Raw genomic sequence first — 18,747 nt, forward strand, 5'->3', positions numbered from 1 at the left:
GTATGTCTGCAACTAAAACCGTGTACGTAGAAGGAATCGGACGTCGTAAGACTGCCACCGCTCGCGTACGACTTACCCCAGCTTCAAAGACTGAGATCATCGTAAACGACAAGCCAGTCGCTGAGTACTTCCAGAATCTTTCACACCAGAAGGATATCCAGTCAGTACTCGACACGAAAGACGCTGGGATCCAGGATTACACCATCACTGCAAAGGTGCTTGGTGGCGGTATCTCAGCTCAGGCTGAAGCGATCCGACTCGGTATTGCTCGCGCCCTCGTGAAGGAAAAGGCTGACCGCCGAAGCGCCCTCAAAGCTGAAGGCTTCCTCATGCGAGACCCGCGTTCTGTTGAACGTAAGAAGTTTGGTCTCCGCAAGGCTCGTAAGCGACCAGCTTGGAGTAAACGATAAAGACTTATCGTTTACTCTGGTCCTGACGCCAGTCAGGAATTCCCGATGCCGTCTAGGCAAGGGAATAGGAGGACAAAGCGATAAGCTTTCAAAAATCTTATTACAAAAAGCCCCTCTGGGGCTTTTTGTGTACTCTAGCAATAGAGCCAGTTGTGTGATTTTATACATGAAATGAGTAGTAAAAAGTTCACACGCACCAAAGAAGACTTCACTTGTGAAAAGTGCGGCTTTTTTGTGGAAGGGAACGGATACACCAATCACTGTCCAAAATGTCTCTGGAGTAAACATGTAGATGTAAATCCCGGCGACCGAGCCGCTTCCTGCCAAGGGCTTATGGAGCCAATACGAGTTGAAACAAAAGGAGATGTATACACCATCACGCACCGCTGTACGATCTGCAACTATGAGAAACGAAATAAAACTACTGCTCAGGATGATTTTGACGCAATACTCAAAATTGTGACAACACCAAGAGAATAGTCATCGGTTCTGATACAATATTCAGAACATGCCTAAGAAAGAACTCGTCGATTATATTGAAGCAGAACTTGCAAAAGGAAATTCGGTCGAAGCAACTGCCAATAAGCTACTGCAAGTAGGATGGTCCGAACCAGACATCACAGCTGCGTTCGACTACCTCTTTCCACATGCTACTGAGAGCACTGCCCCTGTTCCGCCACCAGCTCATATCCCGACCAGCCCGTCCGTATTCACACCACCGGCACAACCAATGGCGACAACTTCAAAGTTCACTACACTCGAATTTACTTTACTAACTTTCATAGTCACAATTAGCGTAGAGCTCATTACTTCTCTAGCCTTCCACTTTTTTGGGTACTATGTTCTTGGCTCAGTCGTTTTTCTTCCCGTCTTAGTACTTACAGGCATAGTCTACCTCTCCTATGGCGTCCTTAGCTTTGTACTGTTTAAACACGCGCACCAATCAGAAAACCGACGTACCGCAAAACTTTGTTACGTCGCAGCGATCTTACTGGCCGGAAAATCTCTCGTCCAAATATGGTCTCTGGTTTTGTCTACGCTAATGGGATTAGCCTATTGACATTGAATCAGACTATCGTACTGTATCGACCAGTAGTACGCAGACACACCACAGGAGGTGAAGATTGAACATACTACTGTTTGAAGATGACTTTTCGTGGCAAAGGCTGCTGCAAATAGAGCTTGAAGAAGAAGGACACTCCGTGACAGTCTATGGAGACGGCAGCGTCCTGCGCGACCCAAGTTTCAACATCGACAAGTTCGATGTGGTGATCACCGACATGGAAATGCCAGTCGATGATGGGAGCGTAGTCATTGAACTCGTGACTACGAGAGATGCAGAGCTACCGATCCTGCTCCACAGTTTTCACTACGATGGGTTCTTCGGCGGGGAACTGTGGCAACTGGCCGACATCTCTGGCAAGTACCCCTCAGTGACCTACCATGAAAAGCAAGTCGGCAACACTGATTACATCTACGAATTCCTCGAGCAGGTCGAACAGATGTACGACTGAACAGCGGCCGGGCGCAAGCGCCCGGCCTTTTTGATTCTCAATAGTATTGACAAAACACATTATTACAGTATATTTCTAAACAGGTTACAGGCATAAAGCCTGTTTTTTGTACCAAGACAAGGAGTAGACAAATGACCAAACTCGTTGGACATCTTCTGGCTCGCTTCATTCAATTCGGCATCATTATCGTGGCTGCATTCATGGCAGTGGCAGTTTTTGATGCTGACATTATCTCGAGCATACGCACACTGCTGCCAAGCACTGTAATTGATACCACCTTCACTGCAAGGGCAATGATCTTCCCTTTTGTAATGATCATTGCTGTCATCATTTGGTGGTCCATTGAATACAACAGTCAAGCAGAGGAGAGAGTAACTCAGTCAGTGACTGAAAAAGATCTGAAAAGACTCAATGAAGAATTCAACGAGTTCAGACACACCGCTTCCGCTAAGGAAGCAGCTCTGCAAACAACAGTAAAATCTCTTCGGAGTCAGTTGGAGGTTTCGGCTCTACCCAGAAACATGGAGGAGTTTGCTGCATATATCGCCGGCAGCGTGAGCGGACTCACGAGCGCTGTCGATTCGTTCGGCGACTTGATCCGCGAGACCAGAGCCCGCGAAGCAACGCTCGCTGAAGGCCAAGAGGCATTCAACGAACGAGCTCGGGCGCTTCTCAAGGCCATAGGCGGCGATGAATCTGCCAGCAAGTCCTTCGACGACATGCCAGGAGTGCGCATGGAAGAAATGTCTGCGGAAATTTACGCAGACATCATGACTGCACTCAGGATGCTGAAGAAACCGTACGAGGCAAATGACCTCGACAGCATCCTCGACACCGCCTTCGAAACCGCCGAGTCTGCCCAAACGCTCTACAAGAACAAGAGCTTGCCGCTCGTTGTCTACATCAGCATCATCTGGGCCGTCGGGTACATCTTCGACGAGCACAAGGATGACGATGAAGATATCGACGACAACGGAAAAACGCTCTACATGAGCGCCGAAAAGATCTTGCCGGCACTGTGTGCGATCAGATAACAAGTTCCTAAAGACACCGCCGCGCCAATTTATTGGCGCGGCTTTTTGTTGCCTGTGTCACAATCGCTCACACGTCTTTACACGCAACTTTTTTCGATTTATAATGCGCGACGTATGGTGCATGAAAACAATGAAGACACAGATATTGAGGTAGAAACCACCAACGAAGAAACTGGATTTGAAGAAACTGAATTAGCAGAAGAAGAAGAGCAAGGTAAGGATAAGATCAAGAAATTGAAGACCAAAATTGCTCAATTAGAAGATGACAAAAAGCAGCTGCAAGACGACCTGCAGCGCGCCAAGGCGGAATTCCTCAACGTCCGCAAGCGACTCGAAGAAGAACGCACCCGCGACCGTGTCCGAGCCCGGATGCAGCACGTCGAGGAAATGCTCCCGCTCTGCGACAGCTTCCAAATGGCGATGAATGATAAAGCTGCCTGGGAGAAGGCTGACGAAGCGTGGCGTAAGGGTGTCGAAGGCATCCACATGCAACTCATGGGGATCCTCAGCGCCTACGGCGTCAAAGCAGTGGACCCAACCGGTGAGCACTTTGACCCAAACCGACACGAAGCCATCGGGACCGAAAAGGTTGACGATACGAAATTGCAAGATACGGTCGTTTCGGTCGTACAAAGAGGGTATGAGATGACACAAGACGGCAAGACAGAACTGATCCGCCCAGCCCGTGTCACCACAGGAACATTAGATGATTAAATTGAAATTTAGGTAACAAAGTACATATGGCAAAGATTCTAGGAATTGACTTGGGAACCACTAACTCAGCAATGGCTGTGATTGAAGCTGGTGAGCCAAGCATTGTTGAAAACAGCGAAGGAACACGCACGACACCATCGATCGTCGCGATCTCAAAGACCAATGAACGTCTCGTTGGCCAGATCGCAAAGCGTCAAGCAGTGACCAACCCAACCAATACGATCTACGGTATCAAGCGTTTCATGGGCCACGACTACGAAGACGCAGCGGTGCAGAAGGACAAGGAAGTCGTCCCATACGAGATCAAAAAGGGAGCAGACGGTGGCGCAATTGTCGTGATGGATGGTAAGGACTACCGCCCAGAAGAAGTATCTGCGATGATCCTCACGAAGCTAAAGCAAGATGCTGAAGCCAAGCTCGGCGAGAAGATCACTGAGGCTGTTATCACGGTTCCAGCCTACTTCGACGACTCACAGCGTAAAGCAACGCAAGACGCGGGTAAGATCGCTGGTCTTGAAGTAAAGCGCATTATCAACGAACCAACCGCAGCCGCGCTCGCATACGGTTTTAATAAGAAGAAGGACGAGAAGATCGTTGTCTACGACTTCGGTGGTGGAACGTTCGACGTGACTGTGCTTGAAGTAGGTGACGACGTGGTAGAAGTACAGTCTACCGACGGTGACGCCCACATGGGTGGTCGCGACATCGATCAGTCGATCGTGCGTTTCCTTATCGATGAATTCAAGAAGACTAACGGCGTTGACCTTGGTAAGGACAAGCTTGCACTCCAGCGTCTCGATGAAGCTGCAGAAAAGGCCAAGCTCGAACTTTCATCAACCACCGAAACTGACATCAACATTCCATTCATTTCACAAGGTTCAGACGGACCACTTCACATGGATGTGAAACTTACCCGTGCGAAGCTCGAAGAACTGGCTGGCTCATACATCGAGAAATCAATCGAGATCACTAAGCGCGCACTCGAAGCATCAAGCTTCAGTAAGGAAGAGATCAACGAGATCATTCTCGTTGGTGGACAGACTCGTATGCCAGCGATTCAGAAGGCCGTACAGGAACTCTTCGGCAAGGAACCAAACCGCACCATCAACCCAGACGAAGTGGTAGCGCTCGGTGCAGCAATCCAGGCAGGTATCTTCCAGGGTGACGTACAGGACATTACCCTCGTCGACGTGATCCCACTGTCACTATCAATCGAAACGATGGGCGGCGTCGCAACCAAGCTGATCGAGAAGAACACCCACATCCCAACCAAGAAGTCACAAGTGTTCTCAACCGCAGCTGACAACCAAACCTCAACTGAGATCCACATCACCCAAGGTGAACGACCAATGTCCGCTGACAACAAATCGCTTGGTAAGTTTGTACTCGATGGTATTCCACCAGCACCACGCGGTGTCCCACAAGTGGAAGTAACCTTCGATGTCGATAGTAACGGCGTACTTAATGTAACCGCAAAAGACAAGTCTACCGGCAAAGAACAATCAATCCGCATTGAAGCGACTTCAGGACTCTCAGAAGACGACATCGAACGTATGAAGAAGGAAGCGGAAGATCATGCTGGAGAAGACGCCAAGAAGAAGGAACTCATCGATGTGCGCAATAACGCTGAACAAATGATCTACACCGCTGAAAAGGCGATGAAGGATCATGAAAAAGACATTCCAGAAGATGTAAAAACTGAGATCAGCGACAAGATCAAAGCTGTCCAGGAAGTAAAGGAAAAGGATGACAAAGATGCGATCAATACTGCAACTGAAGCCCTCTCGACTTCACTCCAGAAGATCGGCGAAGTGATGCAGAAGGCCGCTGAAGAAGCACAAAAGAACAGTGCTGAAGGCGGGGAAGAAAAGAAGTCAGATGACGAACCAATCGTACATGACGCAGAAGAAGTGAAGGACGACGAAAAGAAGGACTAGTGAGTTTTTAGTGGCGGGGACGCTTCGCGTCCCCGCCACCCTAAAGCTCGTTTGCAACACCACAGACAAGCATCTTGCGTCGATACTCAGCGAGTAGCGACTATGCGCGGGAGGGTTTGGCTGGGGCGCGCAAGGAGCGTGCGAGTCGAGTATCGACCAAGATAATTGTCCGCCATACAAATCACACACCATGAAAGATTACTACCAAATTCTAGGCCTCCAGAAAGGCGCCTCAAAGGACGAAGTAAAAAAAGCTTTTCGTAAGCTCGCTTCACAGTACCACCCAGACAAAAAGACCGGTGACGAAGAGAAGTACAAAGAGATCACCGAAGCCTACGCGGTTCTTGGTGACGAAAAGAAAAAGGCCGAGTACGACACATACGGTCAGTCATTCAACGGCGCTGGTGGTGGCAATCCATTTGGCGGCGCTGGGTTCGACTTTTCACAGTTCCAGCAAGGATTTGGCGGGCAGGGGGTTGAATTCGATATCAATGACCTCTTCTCAAGCTTTGGCTTCGGTGGCGGTCGGAGTACTCGCCAGCGCGGACGTGATGTCTCAATTGATATCAACCTCACCTTTGAAGAATCAGTCTTCGGTGTGACCCGCAAGGTCCTCATCACCAAGAACAACACTTGTACGCACTGCGATGGTTCAGGTGCCAAGAAGGGAAGTGGCACAGAGACCTGTAGCACGTGTGGTGGACAGGGTAAGATCCACGAGAATCGCCAGAGTATCATGGGTGCTTTTACGACTGTTCGAGAATGTTCAACCTGTCATGGTACTGGTCAGATTCCAAAAGAACGTTGTCCGCATTGTGCTGGCGCAGGAGTCGCGCGCACTGAGGAAGAGATCTCGATCAAGGTCCCAGCTGGTATTCAAAATGGCGAAGTCATCCGCATGACTGGCCGCGGCGAAGCAATGCCGCACGGCGAGCCCGGCGACCTATACATAAAGGTACACGTCGAACAACATGCGACCATCAAGCGTGATGGCAGCACGCTCACCACCAAGCTTCCAATCAAACTCACTGACGCACTCCTTGGTGCAACCTACACCGTACAAACCCTCGACGGAACCGTTGATATCAAGATCCCAGCCGGCGTCACCCACGGCGAACTCATCCGTATCAAAGACAAGGGTGTACCGCTCGATCGTGGACGTGGCGACTTCATGGTCAAGATCTCAGTCGAAACACCAAAAAAGCTCTCGCGCAAAGCACGAAAGCTAGTAGAGGAATTGAAAGAAGAGGGTATCTAATTGCATATTTAAAATACTTTCTTTAAGATACTTCTAGTCACGTACTGGGAGTATTTTATGAAGACTTGGGAAGAAACCTTTCCGGTATCGCCGGAAGATTACGAGAACTATCCACTCACCAGAGATCAAGAAAACGAAATTGCCAGCACTGGCTTTGAACTCAGTGCCAAACAGCGCAGCGAAACGGCAGCTCGGCAACAGCGTGCGTTTGTGTACAAAAACAAACTGCTTGCAAACACGGGCATGACTGATTCTGAAGCAACTGAACACACCATCGGACTCATGAGGGAGTATTACAAGCAGCGGAGTTAATTTCGGCCCGCGAGACATTCGTCTCGCGGGCCGTTTTCCATTTACATTGAACCTTACTTGCCTTGCGCAACCACCGGCCAGACTACCGGCTGTGCATTCGCCTGACGATCGTAGAGCTGCAAGATCTCGCTACTGTTTGAGAGAATGGTTGTAATGACCGCTGCAAGCAAGACGGCCAAACCACCAGCGACAAGATTTTTATCAGTACACGCACTGCACGCAAATCGAATCGCTTGCACGGCCAACAGAGTCACTGAGACACCGATCATGAAGGAACCGAATTCAATATCCATCTGTCGCACCCTCTATAATTTGTTGAACGACTCTACAACTCACAGTATGCTAGGAGCTAATACCCGTCAACATGGATCTGCACACCAATCGACTCGACTTCGGCGATAGCCGCACTCCACACTCTAGTTTTATGCTCTTTGAAAATATCATAGAGGACCGAGGCAGTCGCTACTCTGTAAGTATGGGCAGGGTGACAAACCGCGAAGACATCGAAAACTTCTTAAAACAACTCAAAAGTAAAAAGAAATACGCCAAGGCCACCCACAACAGTTGGGCCGCGCGCATCAGTCATGAAGGCGCAATCTACGAGACCAAGAAGGACGATGGGGAAGTAGGTGCCGGAATGGTCATACTGCGCATCATGCAAAAAGAGAATGTGACTGATTGCATCATTTGTGTCACGAGATGGTTTGGTGGCATAAAACTCATGAACGACCGCTTCAAACACCTCCAAGACGCCACCAAATACGCCATTGACCAACTGTGAATAAGTTGTGTTATGAAGCATTGTCGAACCTATAATTAGAAATATGGATTGGGGACACATACTCAACTTTATCTATGAGTTTGCTTACTTTATTGGTGTGTTTGCATTGTTTATTGTCTTTGCCGTCTTCAAGGGAAGACAAGCGACAATCAATGTGATTTTTGGACTTTATCTCGCACTTTTGATCACGCTCGAGTTCCCGAACTACGATGCTATTTTCAAAAATATCGAGGGCGGTGCGCAAACTGCTATCGCACATTTGGTGCTCTTTGCGATCATTACCTTTATGACCACCGCACTTTGCTGGCGAGTCATGCCGGATGAATTCAGGGAAGAACGCTTCGAAAGCATGGGGAAGAAATTACTTCTCGCATTAAGTGCCACGATGCTGGTTATGATCTTTAGCTTCCACGTACTGCCAGTGACCGAATTCCTCACTCCTGGCACACCACTTCAGTCACTCTTTGGTCCGGAGCAATATTTCTTCTGGTGGCTACTAGTCCCACTGGTCATTCTCTACATAGTCTGAGCAAGCAAAAGAAAAAGCGCGACCGGTGGTCGCGCTTTGCTATTCGTAAAAGGTTTTTCTCAATCCAAACCCCACGATTCGCGAGCAGTCATGAGCTCGTCGATCTTTTCCTGGACGTCGTCCGGGTCCACATCGAGTCTCCGAGTGAGATCCCGCTCCTTCTCCATAGCGTCCTGATGGAACGCATAGTAGGGACAGTCGGGATCATCACCGGCTTCCGAGGTGTCTCCCGGGGCACGCTTGGCTTCGTACGCGAGGTCAAACTCGTCGACTTCGCGGAACGTAATTCCAGCGTGCCAAGCCTGCGGAACCTCGGTCTTTTCGTGATACTTAATGACGTAGTTGTAACGCCAGTCTCCCAGATCGGAGACCAGGATCACGAGCGTACCAAACATGGTGTAGTAGTAGTCACCAACGGTATTATACCGTTGCCACCAATGTTTGATCTCTTTTTCAACCGTCTTCCGCGGCTTATACTGACCAACGTAGCGCTGGTCCCAGTACGCGGTCCAGTACGCGGTCCACGGCCGTTTGACCATGAGCCACAACCGGACAACCAAGAGCAAACTTTTGCTAGGAACTTGCATTCGACACCTCCCGATGTCTTAAGTAACTTATGTTTACATTATAGCATATTTCTGCAAAAAATCAATATTTTAGGCCAAAATCCACACCTACCCTTGAAAAAGTTGCATTTTTGTGTTACTGTTTTAATACAACATTATGATTAACGTAGAAGCTGAAGGAATACAATTCGGCATCCATTTCATCCTGGATGGATACGGTGCCGCTAAAGAAACACTCACGAGCAGCAGTGACCTCCAAGACCTGCTTGAGCGCTTGCCAGCAGAGGTTGGCATGCACACTATTCACGACCCGGTCGTGGTAGAAGTCGGTCCAAACAACAAGAAAGACCCAGGAGGGATCAGTGGTTTTGTAATGGTGGCAGAAAGCCATATTGCGATCCACACATTCCCAAATAGGGGCTTTGTTTCTATCGATGTCTACACCTGCAATGACACGCTACCAACTGATATCTTGCAGCAGCGTTTTACTGAACACTTCAAACTACAAAATGCTGACGTGCAAGTGATCGCACGAGGCACCAAGTATCCTGAACACGATATCTACTAAATTCTGAATCACCATGAAAGTCTTATTTATTTCCGGAGAACTGATCGGCTCAGCAGTCGTACACCAACTTATCAAGGAAGGGCACGACGTAAAGTTATATATCGACCACGAAGATCGCCAAGACTGTTTCGACGGGATCGTTGAGCGTGTTGAATCCTGGGAAGACGAACTCGACTGGGTTGGGAAAGATGGCCTGATCGTGTTCGATGATGTTACGTTTGCAGGTGAACAAGACCGTTTGCGTGAAGCTGGCTACAGTGTATTTGGCGGGGATTCGAAGAGCGATAAGCTTGAGATCGACCGTCTTCATTTTCATGACGTACTCGAAGCGCACGGCATTAAGACTTTGCGCGCCTATAATTTTGAAACAGCCGATGAAGCAGAACGGTTCATCCGTGAACAAAATGGTTCGAAGAAGTGGGTACTTAAGCAAAGCAGTCATATCGGTATGTTGAACTATGTCGGGCAGCGCCAAGATGGCCAAGATGTTTTTGACATGCTTAAGATCTACCGCGAGAAGAACATCTCTCCCGTACATATCCAGCAGCGTGCAGAAGGGATCGAGATCGGTGTTGGCCGCTATTTCAACGGTAACGACTGGGTTGGCCCGATCGAGGTCAATCTCGAACATAAGCCGCTCTGTAATGGCGACATCGGCCCGCTCACTGCCGAAATGGGGACCGTCATTTGGTATGAGAACGACGAGACATTGCCTCTGTACCAAGAAACACTCGCAAAACTCAAGCCATACCTTCAAGAAATAAACTACAAGGGTGACATCGACATCGACTGTATCGTCAATGCCGAGGGTGTCTGGCCGCTTGAGGCGACCATGCGCTTTGGTACTCCTTCGACTGAGCTCCAGTGTGAACTCCACGAATCACCATGGGGAGATTTCATGAAAGCGATCGCTGACGGCCAACCATACGATCTACAGTACAAGACTGACTACGGCATCGTGGTGTCGGTTGTCATTCCACCATTTCCGTTTGCGCCAGAGATCTTTGGCGACTCAAATATTGAGACATGTCAGGGTGTCTCTGTATTCTTCAAAGACAACTTCAGCAAAGAAGATATGGAACACGTTCACTTTGAGGAGGTCTCACGCACCGTCAGTGACGACGGTCAAGAGCGCTACTATCTATCTGGGAAACACGGCTATGCACTCTACGCGACTGGCCACGGAGAGACTGTCGAAGAAGCACAGCAAAAAGCGTACGACATCATCAAGAAAATTATCATCCCCGAGATGTTTTACCGCACTGACATTGGCGACAAGTTTGTTCGCGAAGATCGGCAGCAGCTCAAAGACTGGGGATGGATCAAATAGCCACTATCTTCTAACTGCTACACTTACAACATGACTTGGTTTTTCTTCGCTCTCATCGGTCCGCTCTTGTATGCGACGACAAATCATATCGACAAACTTCTCCTTGAAAAATACTTCAAAGAAGGTGGGGTAGGGACGCTGATGATCTTTTCATCAGTTTTGTCGATCTTGATCGTGCCATTTGTGTATATTGGCGAGATCTACTTCCATGGGAGTTCGAGTGCGTTTTCACTTGGCTGGGTAAACACGCTCACGCTCTGTACGGTAGGGTTACTTAACATTCTCTTGCTTTGGTTCTACCTAAAAGCACTCGAAGACGATGAAGCCTCGATCGTGATCGTGTTTTATCAGCTCGTGCCAGTTTTTGGCTATATTCTTGGTTACTTCATCCTCGGTGAGGTTTTAAATCAGATGCAGCTTATTGCTATGGCGATCGTCATTCTCGGAACAAGCATCATTGCGGTTGAGATCGACAGTGAAAATAAATTCAAACTGCGCCGTAAGACGGTCTACTACATGCTTGGCGCGTCGTTGTGTTGGGCTCTTGGATCAGTGATCTTCAAGGCAGTGGCTATAGAAGAAAACGTCTGGGTGTCGCTCTTTTGGGAGAACACCATGCTCGTGATCGTTGGTATTTTCTTCCTCCTATTCATACCAAGCTACCGCAATCACTTTTTGACCGCGGTGCACAAAAACTCAGCTGCCATTCTTTCGATCAACGTCACCAACGAAGTACTCTACATGCTCGGTAACGCAGTAATGGCCTTTGCCTTCCTGATGGCACCGATCGCACTTGTGCTGCTCACTCAATCATTCCAACCTATCTTCGTGCTAGCGATCGGCATCTTACTCACCATTTTCTTCCCAAGATTAGGAACCGAGAAGATCGAATCAAAATACATCTTACAGAAATTGATCGCTATCCTGATCACTGGTATCGGTACATATCTACTGCTCACCAGTTAGCATTATGCACGCACGATCCAAAGTCACCTGAATGGCTTTGGTATACTATCAAGTGAAGCATGTCGCGGTGAATAAACATGCAGCACCTTAAAGACCATCTTTTGTCATATGTTCTCGTACCGCTCCTTATCCTAGCGGCGGGAGCTTCGTATTATCGCTTTATGGTACTGCACGACCATATGGTCTCATACGAAGGTTTTTGTGACCCTGCTACCGAAAGCTGTTTCGTTGGTTGCGAGGAAGAGGTTGATGATATTGCAGAGTGTCCGACCGATCTGGTCTTTTACTACACTGAGGTGGAGCGACACGCCACAGAGCTCTACACCCACTGCGGTGATTCAATCATCGATTGTCCTGAAGCTGACTACTGCACTGAAGACGAGCTAGATAGCTGTGTCGTTATTTACTGTGATCCTCTAGAAGACGTGGGGCTGTGTGACGGTGAGGAACTAGCGCCCGACACAAGCGAGATTCGTTACCCGATCAATTAGCCTATGAACTGTTACTTATACCCAGAACCTTCATATTTCTTCTTTGCTCCTGATCTACCTGGGTTGCTCTACTACTCGCATATTCCAACTTCTATCATCGCACTCTTAGTTGGCCTCTTTGTATTCTTGAACGCACGAAAACTACTCCTGAACAAACTCCTCCTCCTGATCGCGGTTTGTTTCTCGCTCTACACTTTCTTTAGCTTGATCGCATGGACGAACGTCCATGGTGACTTTATCCTGTTCATCTGGCCTGCATTTGGCATTTTGCAAGCATTCATCTCAATATTTTCCGTCTACTTCATCTATGTTTTCTTACAAAAGTCAGATGTGTCAACCAAGCTCAAAGCTGTCTTTGCGGCTCTCTTAGCGCCAGTACTACTTTTTGCACACACCGATCTCAGCGTCAGCGGTTTCAATCTCACGTATTGTGATTCATTTGGCTACGAAGGTGAACTGTACAAGTTCTATTACACTGCGCTTGGCGTACTCGCAATGTTCTGGATCGCAATACTCCTCTTAAAACACTATCGAAGCGCTGCGGTTGAATTCCGCAAACAGATCATTCTTATGGGTATTGGCATCGAGTTCTTCCTGTTTAGCTTCTTTACTATGTCTTTTTTAGCAACCTACCTGGCTGGACTCGGGGTGTTCGAAGACTCTAGTTTGGAGTTCTACGGCATGTTCGGCATGGCAGTGTTCATGACTATGATGGGCGTCCTCATTGTCCGTTTCAAAACCTTCAATGTTGGCCTTAGTGCATCGGTTGCACTAGTCGTCTCATTGGTTATTCTTGTTGGCTCACAATTCACGTACGTCGAGACCATGACAGCAAAGCTGCTGACTTCATTTACCTTGGTCATTACCGGTCTTATCGGTATCTTGTTGATGCGAAGTGTAAAGAAAGAGATCAAGCAGCGCCAAGAGCTTGAAGACCTCACCAAAAGACTTGAGAAGGCAAACACCAGACTCAAGGTGCTGGATAAGCAGAAGTCTGAGTTTGTGTCGATCGCATCACACCAGCTGCGTAGCCCACTCACGGCGATCCGCGGATACGCGTCGCTACTCATTGATGGCGACTATGGAAACATCCCAAAGAAAGCTCTCGAGCCACTTTCGCGCATTGAGCAGTCGTCTCGACTGATGGTTATGGCGATCGAAGACTACCTCAACGTGTCTCGCATTGAAGCAGGAAACATGAAGTACAACATGGCTGATTTCAACCTTCGCGATGAAACCGAGCATGTGTGCGACGACCTCCGTGCCAGCGCGATCAAACGAGGTCTGGTATTGTACTTCAAAACCAACCTTCATAGTCGCGGTGTGGTCAATGCCGATCTTGGTAAAACAGTCCAGATCGTTCAAAACCTCATCACCAACTCGATCAAGTACACTGAGAAGGGGACCGTCGAAGTGCTCGTGCGAGACAACGTCGCTAAAAAACGCATCTATGTCGATATCATCGATACGGGTATTGGCATGAGTCAGGAAACACAACATACGATCTTCCAAAAGTTTGAGCGAGCGCATAATGCCAATGCAGTTAACATTCACGGCACTGGACTTGGCTTATACGTAGCACTCAAAATGGCACAAGCAATGAGAGGCGACATCACCGCCCACTCAGACGGAGAAGGAAAGGGGTCACGCTTTACCTTTGAGCTTCCGCTCGCACTATAATTCATTGTTTTGGAGCAGTTTTCTGCTACTATGAGCGATATGACTACTGGAAAGAAGCGACTACTTACTGGCCTGCAAGCTTCAGGCAATCTACATATTGGTAACTACTTTGGTGCTCTTAAACCCTTTTTGGATATTTACGAAGACTATGAAAGCTACTTGATGGTAGCCGACTACCACGCCCTCACCAGCTTACGAGACCCTGAGGCGCTTCGCGCAAACATCCTTAATGTTGTACGTGACTACCTCGCAGTAGGAGTTGATCCTGAAAAAGCAGTGATCTTTTGTCAATCTGACAACCAAGATCACACTGAGCTTGGTTGGGTGATGGACTGTATGGTCACAGTGCCGTTCCTTATGCAAGCTCATTCATACAAAGACAAGGTAGCAAAGGGAATTGAACCGAATGCAGGCCTTTTCACCTACCCGATGCTCCAAGCCGCTGACATAGCTCTCTACAATACCGATGTCGTACCCGTCGGCGAAGACCAACGACAGCATATTGAATACACTCGTGAAGCAGTAGGGAAGTTTAATCGTGCGTATGGCGATATTCTGAAAGAGCCAGCTGAAATGATCCTGGAAGGAGTTGGCGTAGTACCAGGAACCGATGGTCAGAAAATGAGCAAGAGCTACGGTAATACCGTTCCGCTTTTTGGCACTAAGGAAGAGATAGAAAAGGCTGTCATGAGTATCGTAACTGACTCTGCTGGAGATCGACCTGAGAATGTCTACGCGATCCACCGACTTCTGAAGAGTGCCAAGGAACTCGACCCGATCTACGAGGAGCATAAGGGGCGATACGGTGACCTGAAAAAACTGCTCGCTGCGGACCTCGAAGCTTTGATCGCTCCAATGCGTGAGAAGCGAGCTAGCATCAGTGACGATGATGTTCGTGCTGTGCTCCAAGCTGGTGCAGAAAAAGCAAGAGCTGTCTCTGGTCAGACGTTGAAGACAGTGAGAAAGGCGATTGGCATTGACTAGTGACTATACAATGGTATAGTCTTCGCCAGAACACACAGCTGCCGAGGAGGAAGCTATGCACGGGAATACAACCGACCTTTCGGTTGAAGAACAAGTACAACTGGTGGCGATGCGGCACGATTTTGAAGTCGCGCGACTGCATGTCTACGAAGCGCCAGATACGATGGTGTTTCAGGCGAGTCAGGACGGCGTCGGCCCTTCGCGACTTACTGCCGAACACTTTCTCGACATCCTGCAGAATACCTTGCTGCTGGAGAGACCCCTGGACTGCTCGGTAATCAGTAGAAACCCGGGACCGGCACCATTGGGTGAAGGAAGCTGGGTCGAGAACACCGTATACTTGATCGAAGTCAAGATCTAAACAGAACTGACCTGTAAGTCTCGCGTCGCGAGACTTTTTTGTTGACGTAAAGTAAGCTTCAGGATATTCTTTCAATAAGCCATTGAAGCAGCTGACACTGTGGAGGTGGGAGAAGAAACGTGGCGGGATTTTTTAAAAGGTCTTTTAAAAAATCCCGCCACAGAGTAGACCTCTCCGGTTTGTGCCCGATATCGCACTGGTCGAAAACTAAGGTCCTCACCTGAGGATGAAGTAGGGTGGCACCGCGACTCACAAGAGATTCGCCCCTACGAAACTATTAGTTACTAATACTTTCGTAGGGGCGGTTTTCTTTTCCTCCCCTACACACAAATCATATGGAACGAACACTTATTTCCGACCTACACGAAAAAGTGGGGGAAGAAACACTTATTAACTGTGTTGTCAGTACCGTGCGTCAGCAGGGCAAGATGGCCTTCTTCGACTTCCGCGACCGATCAAGTGTGATCCAGGGTGTGGTCTTCGGTAAACCTGAAGTACTCGAGGTCGCCAAGACCGTAAGCGAAGAAAGCCCACTCGCCGTGACCGGCATCGTCAACAAGCGCCCAGAAAAGGGAGTAAACGATAAGGTACCAAATGGCGACATCGAACTCGAAATCACGAGCATCGAGGTGCTCAACCTTTCAGAAGCGATGCCGTTTGATATGAGTGCGGAACTCAACCTCGAGACTATTCTCGACAACCGGCCGCTTACCCTACGCCGACCACACGACCGCGCGATCTTCAAGATCCAAGCCACCATCACCCGCGCGTACGGTGAGTACATGCGGAGTCAAGGCTTTACTGAATTCCAAGCCCCAAAGATCGTTGGTGGCGATGCCGAAGGAGGGGCGGAGGTCTTCAAGGTCGACTACTTCAAGGGCGTAAAAGCCTCACTCGCTACCAGCCCGCAACTGTACAAGCAGATCATGGTGGGAGTGTTCGAGCGGGTCTTCACCTACGCCACCGCCTTCCGCGCCGAAAAGAGCGCAACGACCCGACACCTCAGCGAGTACACGTCACTCGATATGGAAATGGGATTCATCAAGGATCACACGGATCTTATGCGGATGGAAACCGGCTTGATGAAATACATCAGCACAGAAATCGGGAAAGTAAACGCTGCTGAACTCGAGATCCTCGGTATGGAGTTGCCGAAGCTACCTGAAGAAGACCTCTTCCCGCACTACAAGCTGCGCGAAGCACAGGAACTAATCAAGGAAAAAACTGGTAAAGATAAGGTAGGGGAGCCAGACCTAGAACCAGAAGACGAGCGCTGGCTTTGCGAGTACGCTGCAAGCGAGCTTGGTAGTGACTTCATTTTCATCACACACTATCCAGTCAGCAAACGACCATTCTACACGTACGAAGATGAAAATGACCCAGGCTTCACCAAGAGCTTCGACCTACTCTTCCGCGGGGTAGAGGTGACTACCGGCGGACAGCGTATCCACAGCCTTGAGACACTGAAAGATAAACTCGCTGCGAAGAAGATGGACGCGAGCAACTTCGACTTCTACTTCCAAGCCTTCAAGTACGGCATTCCGCCACACGGCGGCTGGGGCATGGGGCTTGAGCGTCTCACACAGAAATTCTGTGGTGTACACAACGTAAAGGAAGCCACCCTCTTCCCACGCGACATCAACCGTATTGATACCTTTACATCAAAGGATGTGAGCGAGAGTGCAGAAATCTAAAACTCAACACAACTGCATCAATCGCACAAAGACTCAACGTCCTCGCTCCTGACATTGTCGCTGCGGATGTTTCGCTATTGTGTGACTGAAGCAGTTGCTTACCTAGACTTTAAAAGTGACCAGCGGCAGAAAGCTTTCAGCTTCTGCCGCTTTTGTTATACTTCCTCCATGACTAAAATCACCACATCGCCAAAGACCCTGGCTGACATTCCAAAAAAATACACCCACATTATTCTGACTGAGGACAAGCCAAGCTGGCATCGTTTGGTAAAAGCGGCTGACGGTTCGCTCGAGTACCGTATGGGAGTGGGAAAGTGGAAGAATGTAGACCAACGTACATTTCGTACAGTAGTACGATCAGTGGTGCAGGCAGCAAAAGCGCATCAGCTCGAACACATCGCGGTGCAATTTTCTAATTCTCCATTTCCAAAACTAACTGAGTACGGAGACGAGTGGGTCGTGCGCACTATTGCTGAAAACCTCGAGCTCGCACACTACGAATTCACCAAGTACAAGACGCGCAAAAAGTCAGAGAAGGGGCTCAAGGAGATTTTAGTGTGTGGTGGGATGAGTGCGGCGGAAAAGCGAAGCTTTTCCGCCGGCCAGGTGATCGGCCAGTCAGCCAACTTCACTCGCGACATCGCCAACACCACTGGCGAACACATGACCCCAAGTGAGCTGGCCAAGGCAGCCAAAGAAGCGGTGAAGGGGACAAAGGTTTCAGTAAAGATCCTCAATATGGCAGCCATCAAAAAAGAGGGGATGGGGCTACTTGAAGCAGTTGGAAAGGGTGCAGCTGACGGGCCATGCTTGATCGTGATGGAATACTGGGGCGCCGGGAAGCCAACCAAGAAAGATAAAAGCAAGGCGCCAATTGCCCTCATCGGCAAAGGCATCACCTACGACAGTGGGGGCCTCAACGTAAAGCCGGGTGGCTTTATGCACGAAATGCACATGGACATGTCTGGTGGCGCAGCCATGATCGGCACCATGCGAGCGATCGCAAAGCTTGGTGTGAAGAAGAATGTCATTGCAGTAATAGCAGCCGCTGAAAACTCCATCTCACGCGATAGTATGCGGGCTGGCGACATTGCCACTTCGATGAGTGGTAAGACCGTAGAGATCCTCCACACCGACGCCGAAGGTCGCCTGGTACTGGCTGATGCAATGACCTACGCCGAAAAGTACTACTCGCCACGCGTTATGCTCGACGCCGCGACACTGACTGGAGCTTCGCTTGCCGCGCTCGGTCAACACACCTCGGCAGTCCTCACCAAAGACAAAGCTTTGGCAGATCAGATCGTCGAGCTCGGCGAAGACGCTGGCGATCTCATGTGGCCACTCCCACTCTGGGACGAATACAAAGCCATGCTCAAGACCTACCGCGCAGACCTAAGCAACATCGCGAGCAACTTCTCCCGCTACGGTGGTTGTATTGAGGGCGGTATCTTCCTAGCACATTTTGCCCCCAAGAAGACACCATGGGCCCACCTCGACATCGCTCCACGCATGACCAGTATCCCAAGCGATAAACTCGCAAAAGGTGCTACTGGTGAACCAGTCAGACTGCTTGTGAAATTTGTAGAAGAATATTAAAAAAGGCCCTGGGTCATTCCAG

The 18,747-nt window shown here is 49.1% G+C and carries 22 protein-coding genes; 20 read left to right on the forward strand and 2 right to left on the reverse strand.

All coding sequences use genetic code 11. The features are described from left to right. The first annotated feature begins 2 nt into the window (after nt 1-2). From rpsI to H6786_01455, 9 genes are all read left to right on the forward strand, one after another. Nucleotides 3-410, forward strand: coding sequence for a 30S ribosomal protein S9 (rpsI, locus tag H6786_01415; GenBank protein ID MCB9816029.1), 408 nt, complete (start codon nt 3-5; stop codon nt 408-410). Between the two features lie 171 nt (nt 411-581). After that, a complete protein-coding gene (locus H6786_01420) occupies nt 582-890 on the forward strand; it encodes an RNHCP domain-containing protein (GenBank protein ID MCB9816030.1) in 309 nt (102 codons plus the stop codon). Between the two features lie 28 nt (nt 891-918). After that, complete coding sequence (locus tag H6786_01425; GenBank protein ID MCB9816031.1) at nt 919-1,470, forward strand: hypothetical protein; 552 nt, start codon at nt 919-921, stop codon at nt 1,468-1,470. 64 nt (nt 1,471-1,534) lie between these two features. Beyond that, the gene (locus tag H6786_01430; GenBank protein ID MCB9816032.1) at nt 1,535-1,924 is read left to right on the forward strand and encodes a response regulator; all 390 of its coding nucleotides are present in this window, start codon (nt 1,535-1,537) and stop codon (nt 1,922-1,924) included. Between the two features lie 131 nt (nt 1,925-2,055). Next, nucleotides 2,056-2,958 (forward strand): hypothetical protein, encoded by a 903-nt coding sequence (locus H6786_01435; protein MCB9816033.1) that lies wholly within the window; start codon nt 2,056-2,058, stop codon nt 2,956-2,958. Nucleotides 2,959-3,072: 114 nt separating this feature from the next. Next, complete coding sequence (locus tag H6786_01440) at nt 3,073-3,672, forward strand: nucleotide exchange factor GrpE (protein ID MCB9816034.1); 600 nt, start codon at nt 3,073-3,075, stop codon at nt 3,670-3,672. A gap of 26 nt (nt 3,673-3,698) precedes the next feature. Then, nucleotides 3,699-5,609, forward strand: a complete 1,911-nt coding sequence (gene dnaK, locus H6786_01445) for a molecular chaperone DnaK (GenBank protein ID MCB9816035.1) — start codon at nt 3,699-3,701, stop codon at nt 5,607-5,609. Between the two features lie 190 nt (nt 5,610-5,799). Then, a complete protein-coding gene (gene dnaJ, locus H6786_01450; GenBank protein MCB9816036.1) occupies nt 5,800-6,867 on the forward strand; it encodes a molecular chaperone DnaJ in 1,068 nt (355 codons plus the stop codon). A gap of 57 nt (nt 6,868-6,924) precedes the next feature. After that, entirely contained in the window at nt 6,925-7,179 is a 255-nt protein-coding gene (locus tag H6786_01455) for a hypothetical protein (GenBank protein ID MCB9816037.1), read from the forward strand. 53 nt (nt 7,180-7,232) lie between these two features. On the opposite strand, the gene H6786_01460 is transcribed toward H6786_01455, so the two are convergent. Continuing rightward, nucleotides 7,233-7,472 carry a hypothetical protein gene (locus tag H6786_01460; protein ID MCB9816038.1) on the reverse strand — a complete coding sequence of 80 codons (240 nt, stop codon included), beginning with the start codon at nt 7,470-7,472 and terminating at the stop codon, nt 7,233-7,235. A 131-nt stretch (nt 7,473-7,603) separates the two neighbouring features. Between H6786_01460 and H6786_01465 the strand changes: the two genes are divergently transcribed. Both H6786_01465 and H6786_01470 read left to right on the forward strand, forming a co-directional pair. Then, complete coding sequence (locus tag H6786_01465) at nt 7,604-7,960, forward strand: YigZ family protein (GenBank protein MCB9816039.1); 357 nt, start codon at nt 7,604-7,606, stop codon at nt 7,958-7,960. 43 nt (nt 7,961-8,003) lie between these two features. Then, nucleotides 8,004-8,489 (forward strand): hypothetical protein, encoded by a 486-nt coding sequence (locus tag H6786_01470; GenBank protein ID MCB9816040.1) that lies wholly within the window; start codon nt 8,004-8,006, stop codon nt 8,487-8,489. A gap of 59 nt (nt 8,490-8,548) precedes the next feature. Here the strand turns inward: H6786_01470 and H6786_01475 are convergent, their stop codons facing one another. Continuing rightward, nucleotides 8,549-9,076, reverse strand: a complete 528-nt coding sequence (locus H6786_01475; GenBank protein MCB9816041.1) for a hypothetical protein — start codon at nt 9,074-9,076, stop codon at nt 8,549-8,551. Between the two features lie 136 nt (nt 9,077-9,212). Here H6786_01475 and speD point away from each other — a divergent pair, with 136 nt between their 5' ends. The 9 genes from speD to H6786_01520 all read left to right on the forward strand — a co-directional run bounded on the left by speD (nt 9,213) and on the right by H6786_01520 (nt 18,725). Beyond that, nucleotides 9,213-9,623, forward strand: a complete 411-nt coding sequence (gene speD / locus H6786_01480) for an adenosylmethionine decarboxylase (protein MCB9816042.1) — start codon at nt 9,213-9,215, stop codon at nt 9,621-9,623. Between the two features lie 13 nt (nt 9,624-9,636). After that, nucleotides 9,637-10,953, forward strand: coding sequence for a hypothetical protein (locus tag H6786_01485; protein MCB9816043.1), 1,317 nt, complete (start codon nt 9,637-9,639; stop codon nt 10,951-10,953). Between the two features lie 30 nt (nt 10,954-10,983). Continuing rightward, entirely contained in the window at nt 10,984-11,919 is a 936-nt protein-coding gene (locus H6786_01490) for an EamA family transporter (protein MCB9816044.1), read from the forward strand. Nucleotides 11,920-11,996: 77 nt separating this feature from the next. Next, nucleotides 11,997-12,410, forward strand: coding sequence for a hypothetical protein (locus H6786_01495; protein MCB9816045.1), 414 nt, complete (start codon nt 11,997-11,999; stop codon nt 12,408-12,410). A gap of 3 nt (nt 12,411-12,413) precedes the next feature. After that, nucleotides 12,414-14,090: a hypothetical protein gene (locus H6786_01500; GenBank protein MCB9816046.1), complete on the forward strand. Its 1,677-nt coding sequence runs from the start codon at nt 12,414-12,416 to the stop codon at nt 14,088-14,090. A gap of 39 nt (nt 14,091-14,129) precedes the next feature. Then, nucleotides 14,130-15,074 (forward strand): tryptophan--tRNA ligase, encoded by a 945-nt coding sequence (gene trpS / locus H6786_01505; GenBank protein ID MCB9816047.1) that lies wholly within the window; start codon nt 14,130-14,132, stop codon nt 15,072-15,074. Nucleotides 15,075-15,129: 55 nt separating this feature from the next. Beyond that, nucleotides 15,130-15,435 carry a hypothetical protein gene (locus H6786_01510; GenBank protein MCB9816048.1) on the forward strand — a complete coding sequence of 102 codons (306 nt, stop codon included), beginning with the start codon at nt 15,130-15,132 and terminating at the stop codon, nt 15,433-15,435. A gap of 335 nt (nt 15,436-15,770) precedes the next feature. Beyond that, nucleotides 15,771-17,129: an aspartate--tRNA(Asn) ligase gene (aspS, locus tag H6786_01515; GenBank protein ID MCB9816049.1), complete on the forward strand. Its 1,359-nt coding sequence runs from the start codon at nt 15,771-15,773 to the stop codon at nt 17,127-17,129. 168 nt (nt 17,130-17,297) lie between these two features. Continuing rightward, a complete protein-coding gene (locus H6786_01520) occupies nt 17,298-18,725 on the forward strand; it encodes a leucyl aminopeptidase family protein (GenBank protein MCB9816050.1) in 1,428 nt (475 codons plus the stop codon). The last annotated feature ends 22 nt before the right edge of the window (nt 18,726-18,747 follow it).

Source organism: Candidatus Nomurabacteria bacterium (genome assembly GCA_020632075.1).
Taxonomy (GTDB): domain Bacteria; phylum Patescibacteriota; class Minisyncoccia; order Phycocordibacterales; family UBA918; genus OLB19.

Coding starts and splice junctions, on each gene's coding strand:
- rpsI (MCB9816029.1), top strand. CDS start 3: ATGTCTGCAACTAAAACCGTGTACGTAGAAGGAATCGGACGTCGTAAG.
- H6786_01420 (MCB9816030.1), top strand. CDS start 582: ATGAGTAGTAAAAAGTTCACACGCACCAAAGAAGACTTCACTTGTGAA.
- H6786_01425 (MCB9816031.1), top strand. CDS start 919: ATGCCTAAGAAAGAACTCGTCGATTATATTGAAGCAGAACTTGCAAAA.
- H6786_01435 (MCB9816033.1), top strand. CDS start 2,056: ATGACCAAACTCGTTGGACATCTTCTGGCTCGCTTCATTCAATTCGGC.
- H6786_01440 (MCB9816034.1), top strand. CDS start 3,073: ATGGTGCATGAAAACAATGAAGACACAGATATTGAGGTAGAAACCACC.
- dnaK (MCB9816035.1), top strand. CDS start 3,699: ATGGCAAAGATTCTAGGAATTGACTTGGGAACCACTAACTCAGCAATG.
- dnaJ (MCB9816036.1), top strand. CDS start 5,800: ATGAAAGATTACTACCAAATTCTAGGCCTCCAGAAAGGCGCCTCAAAG.
- H6786_01455 (MCB9816037.1), top strand. CDS start 6,925: ATGAAGACTTGGGAAGAAACCTTTCCGGTATCGCCGGAAGATTACGAG.
- H6786_01460 (MCB9816038.1), bottom strand. CDS start 7,472: ATGGATATTGAATTCGGTTCCTTCATGATCGGTGTCTCAGTGACTCTG.
- H6786_01465 (MCB9816039.1), top strand. CDS start 7,604: ATGCTCTTTGAAAATATCATAGAGGACCGAGGCAGTCGCTACTCTGTA.
- H6786_01470 (MCB9816040.1), top strand. CDS start 8,004: ATGGATTGGGGACACATACTCAACTTTATCTATGAGTTTGCTTACTTT.
- H6786_01475 (MCB9816041.1), bottom strand. CDS start 9,076: ATGCAAGTTCCTAGCAAAAGTTTGCTCTTGGTTGTCCGGTTGTGGCTC.
- speD (MCB9816042.1), top strand. CDS start 9,213: ATGATTAACGTAGAAGCTGAAGGAATACAATTCGGCATCCATTTCATC.
- H6786_01485 (MCB9816043.1), top strand. CDS start 9,637: ATGAAAGTCTTATTTATTTCCGGAGAACTGATCGGCTCAGCAGTCGTA.
- H6786_01490 (MCB9816044.1), top strand. CDS start 10,984: ATGACTTGGTTTTTCTTCGCTCTCATCGGTCCGCTCTTGTATGCGACG.
- H6786_01495 (MCB9816045.1), top strand. CDS start 11,997: ATGCAGCACCTTAAAGACCATCTTTTGTCATATGTTCTCGTACCGCTC.
- H6786_01500 (MCB9816046.1), top strand. CDS start 12,414: ATGAACTGTTACTTATACCCAGAACCTTCATATTTCTTCTTTGCTCCT.
- trpS (MCB9816047.1), top strand. CDS start 14,130: ATGACTACTGGAAAGAAGCGACTACTTACTGGCCTGCAAGCTTCAGGC.
- H6786_01510 (MCB9816048.1), top strand. CDS start 15,130: ATGCACGGGAATACAACCGACCTTTCGGTTGAAGAACAAGTACAACTG.
- aspS (MCB9816049.1), top strand. CDS start 15,771: ATGGAACGAACACTTATTTCCGACCTACACGAAAAAGTGGGGGAAGAA.
- H6786_01520 (MCB9816050.1), top strand. CDS start 17,298: ATGACTAAAATCACCACATCGCCAAAGACCCTGGCTGACATTCCAAAA.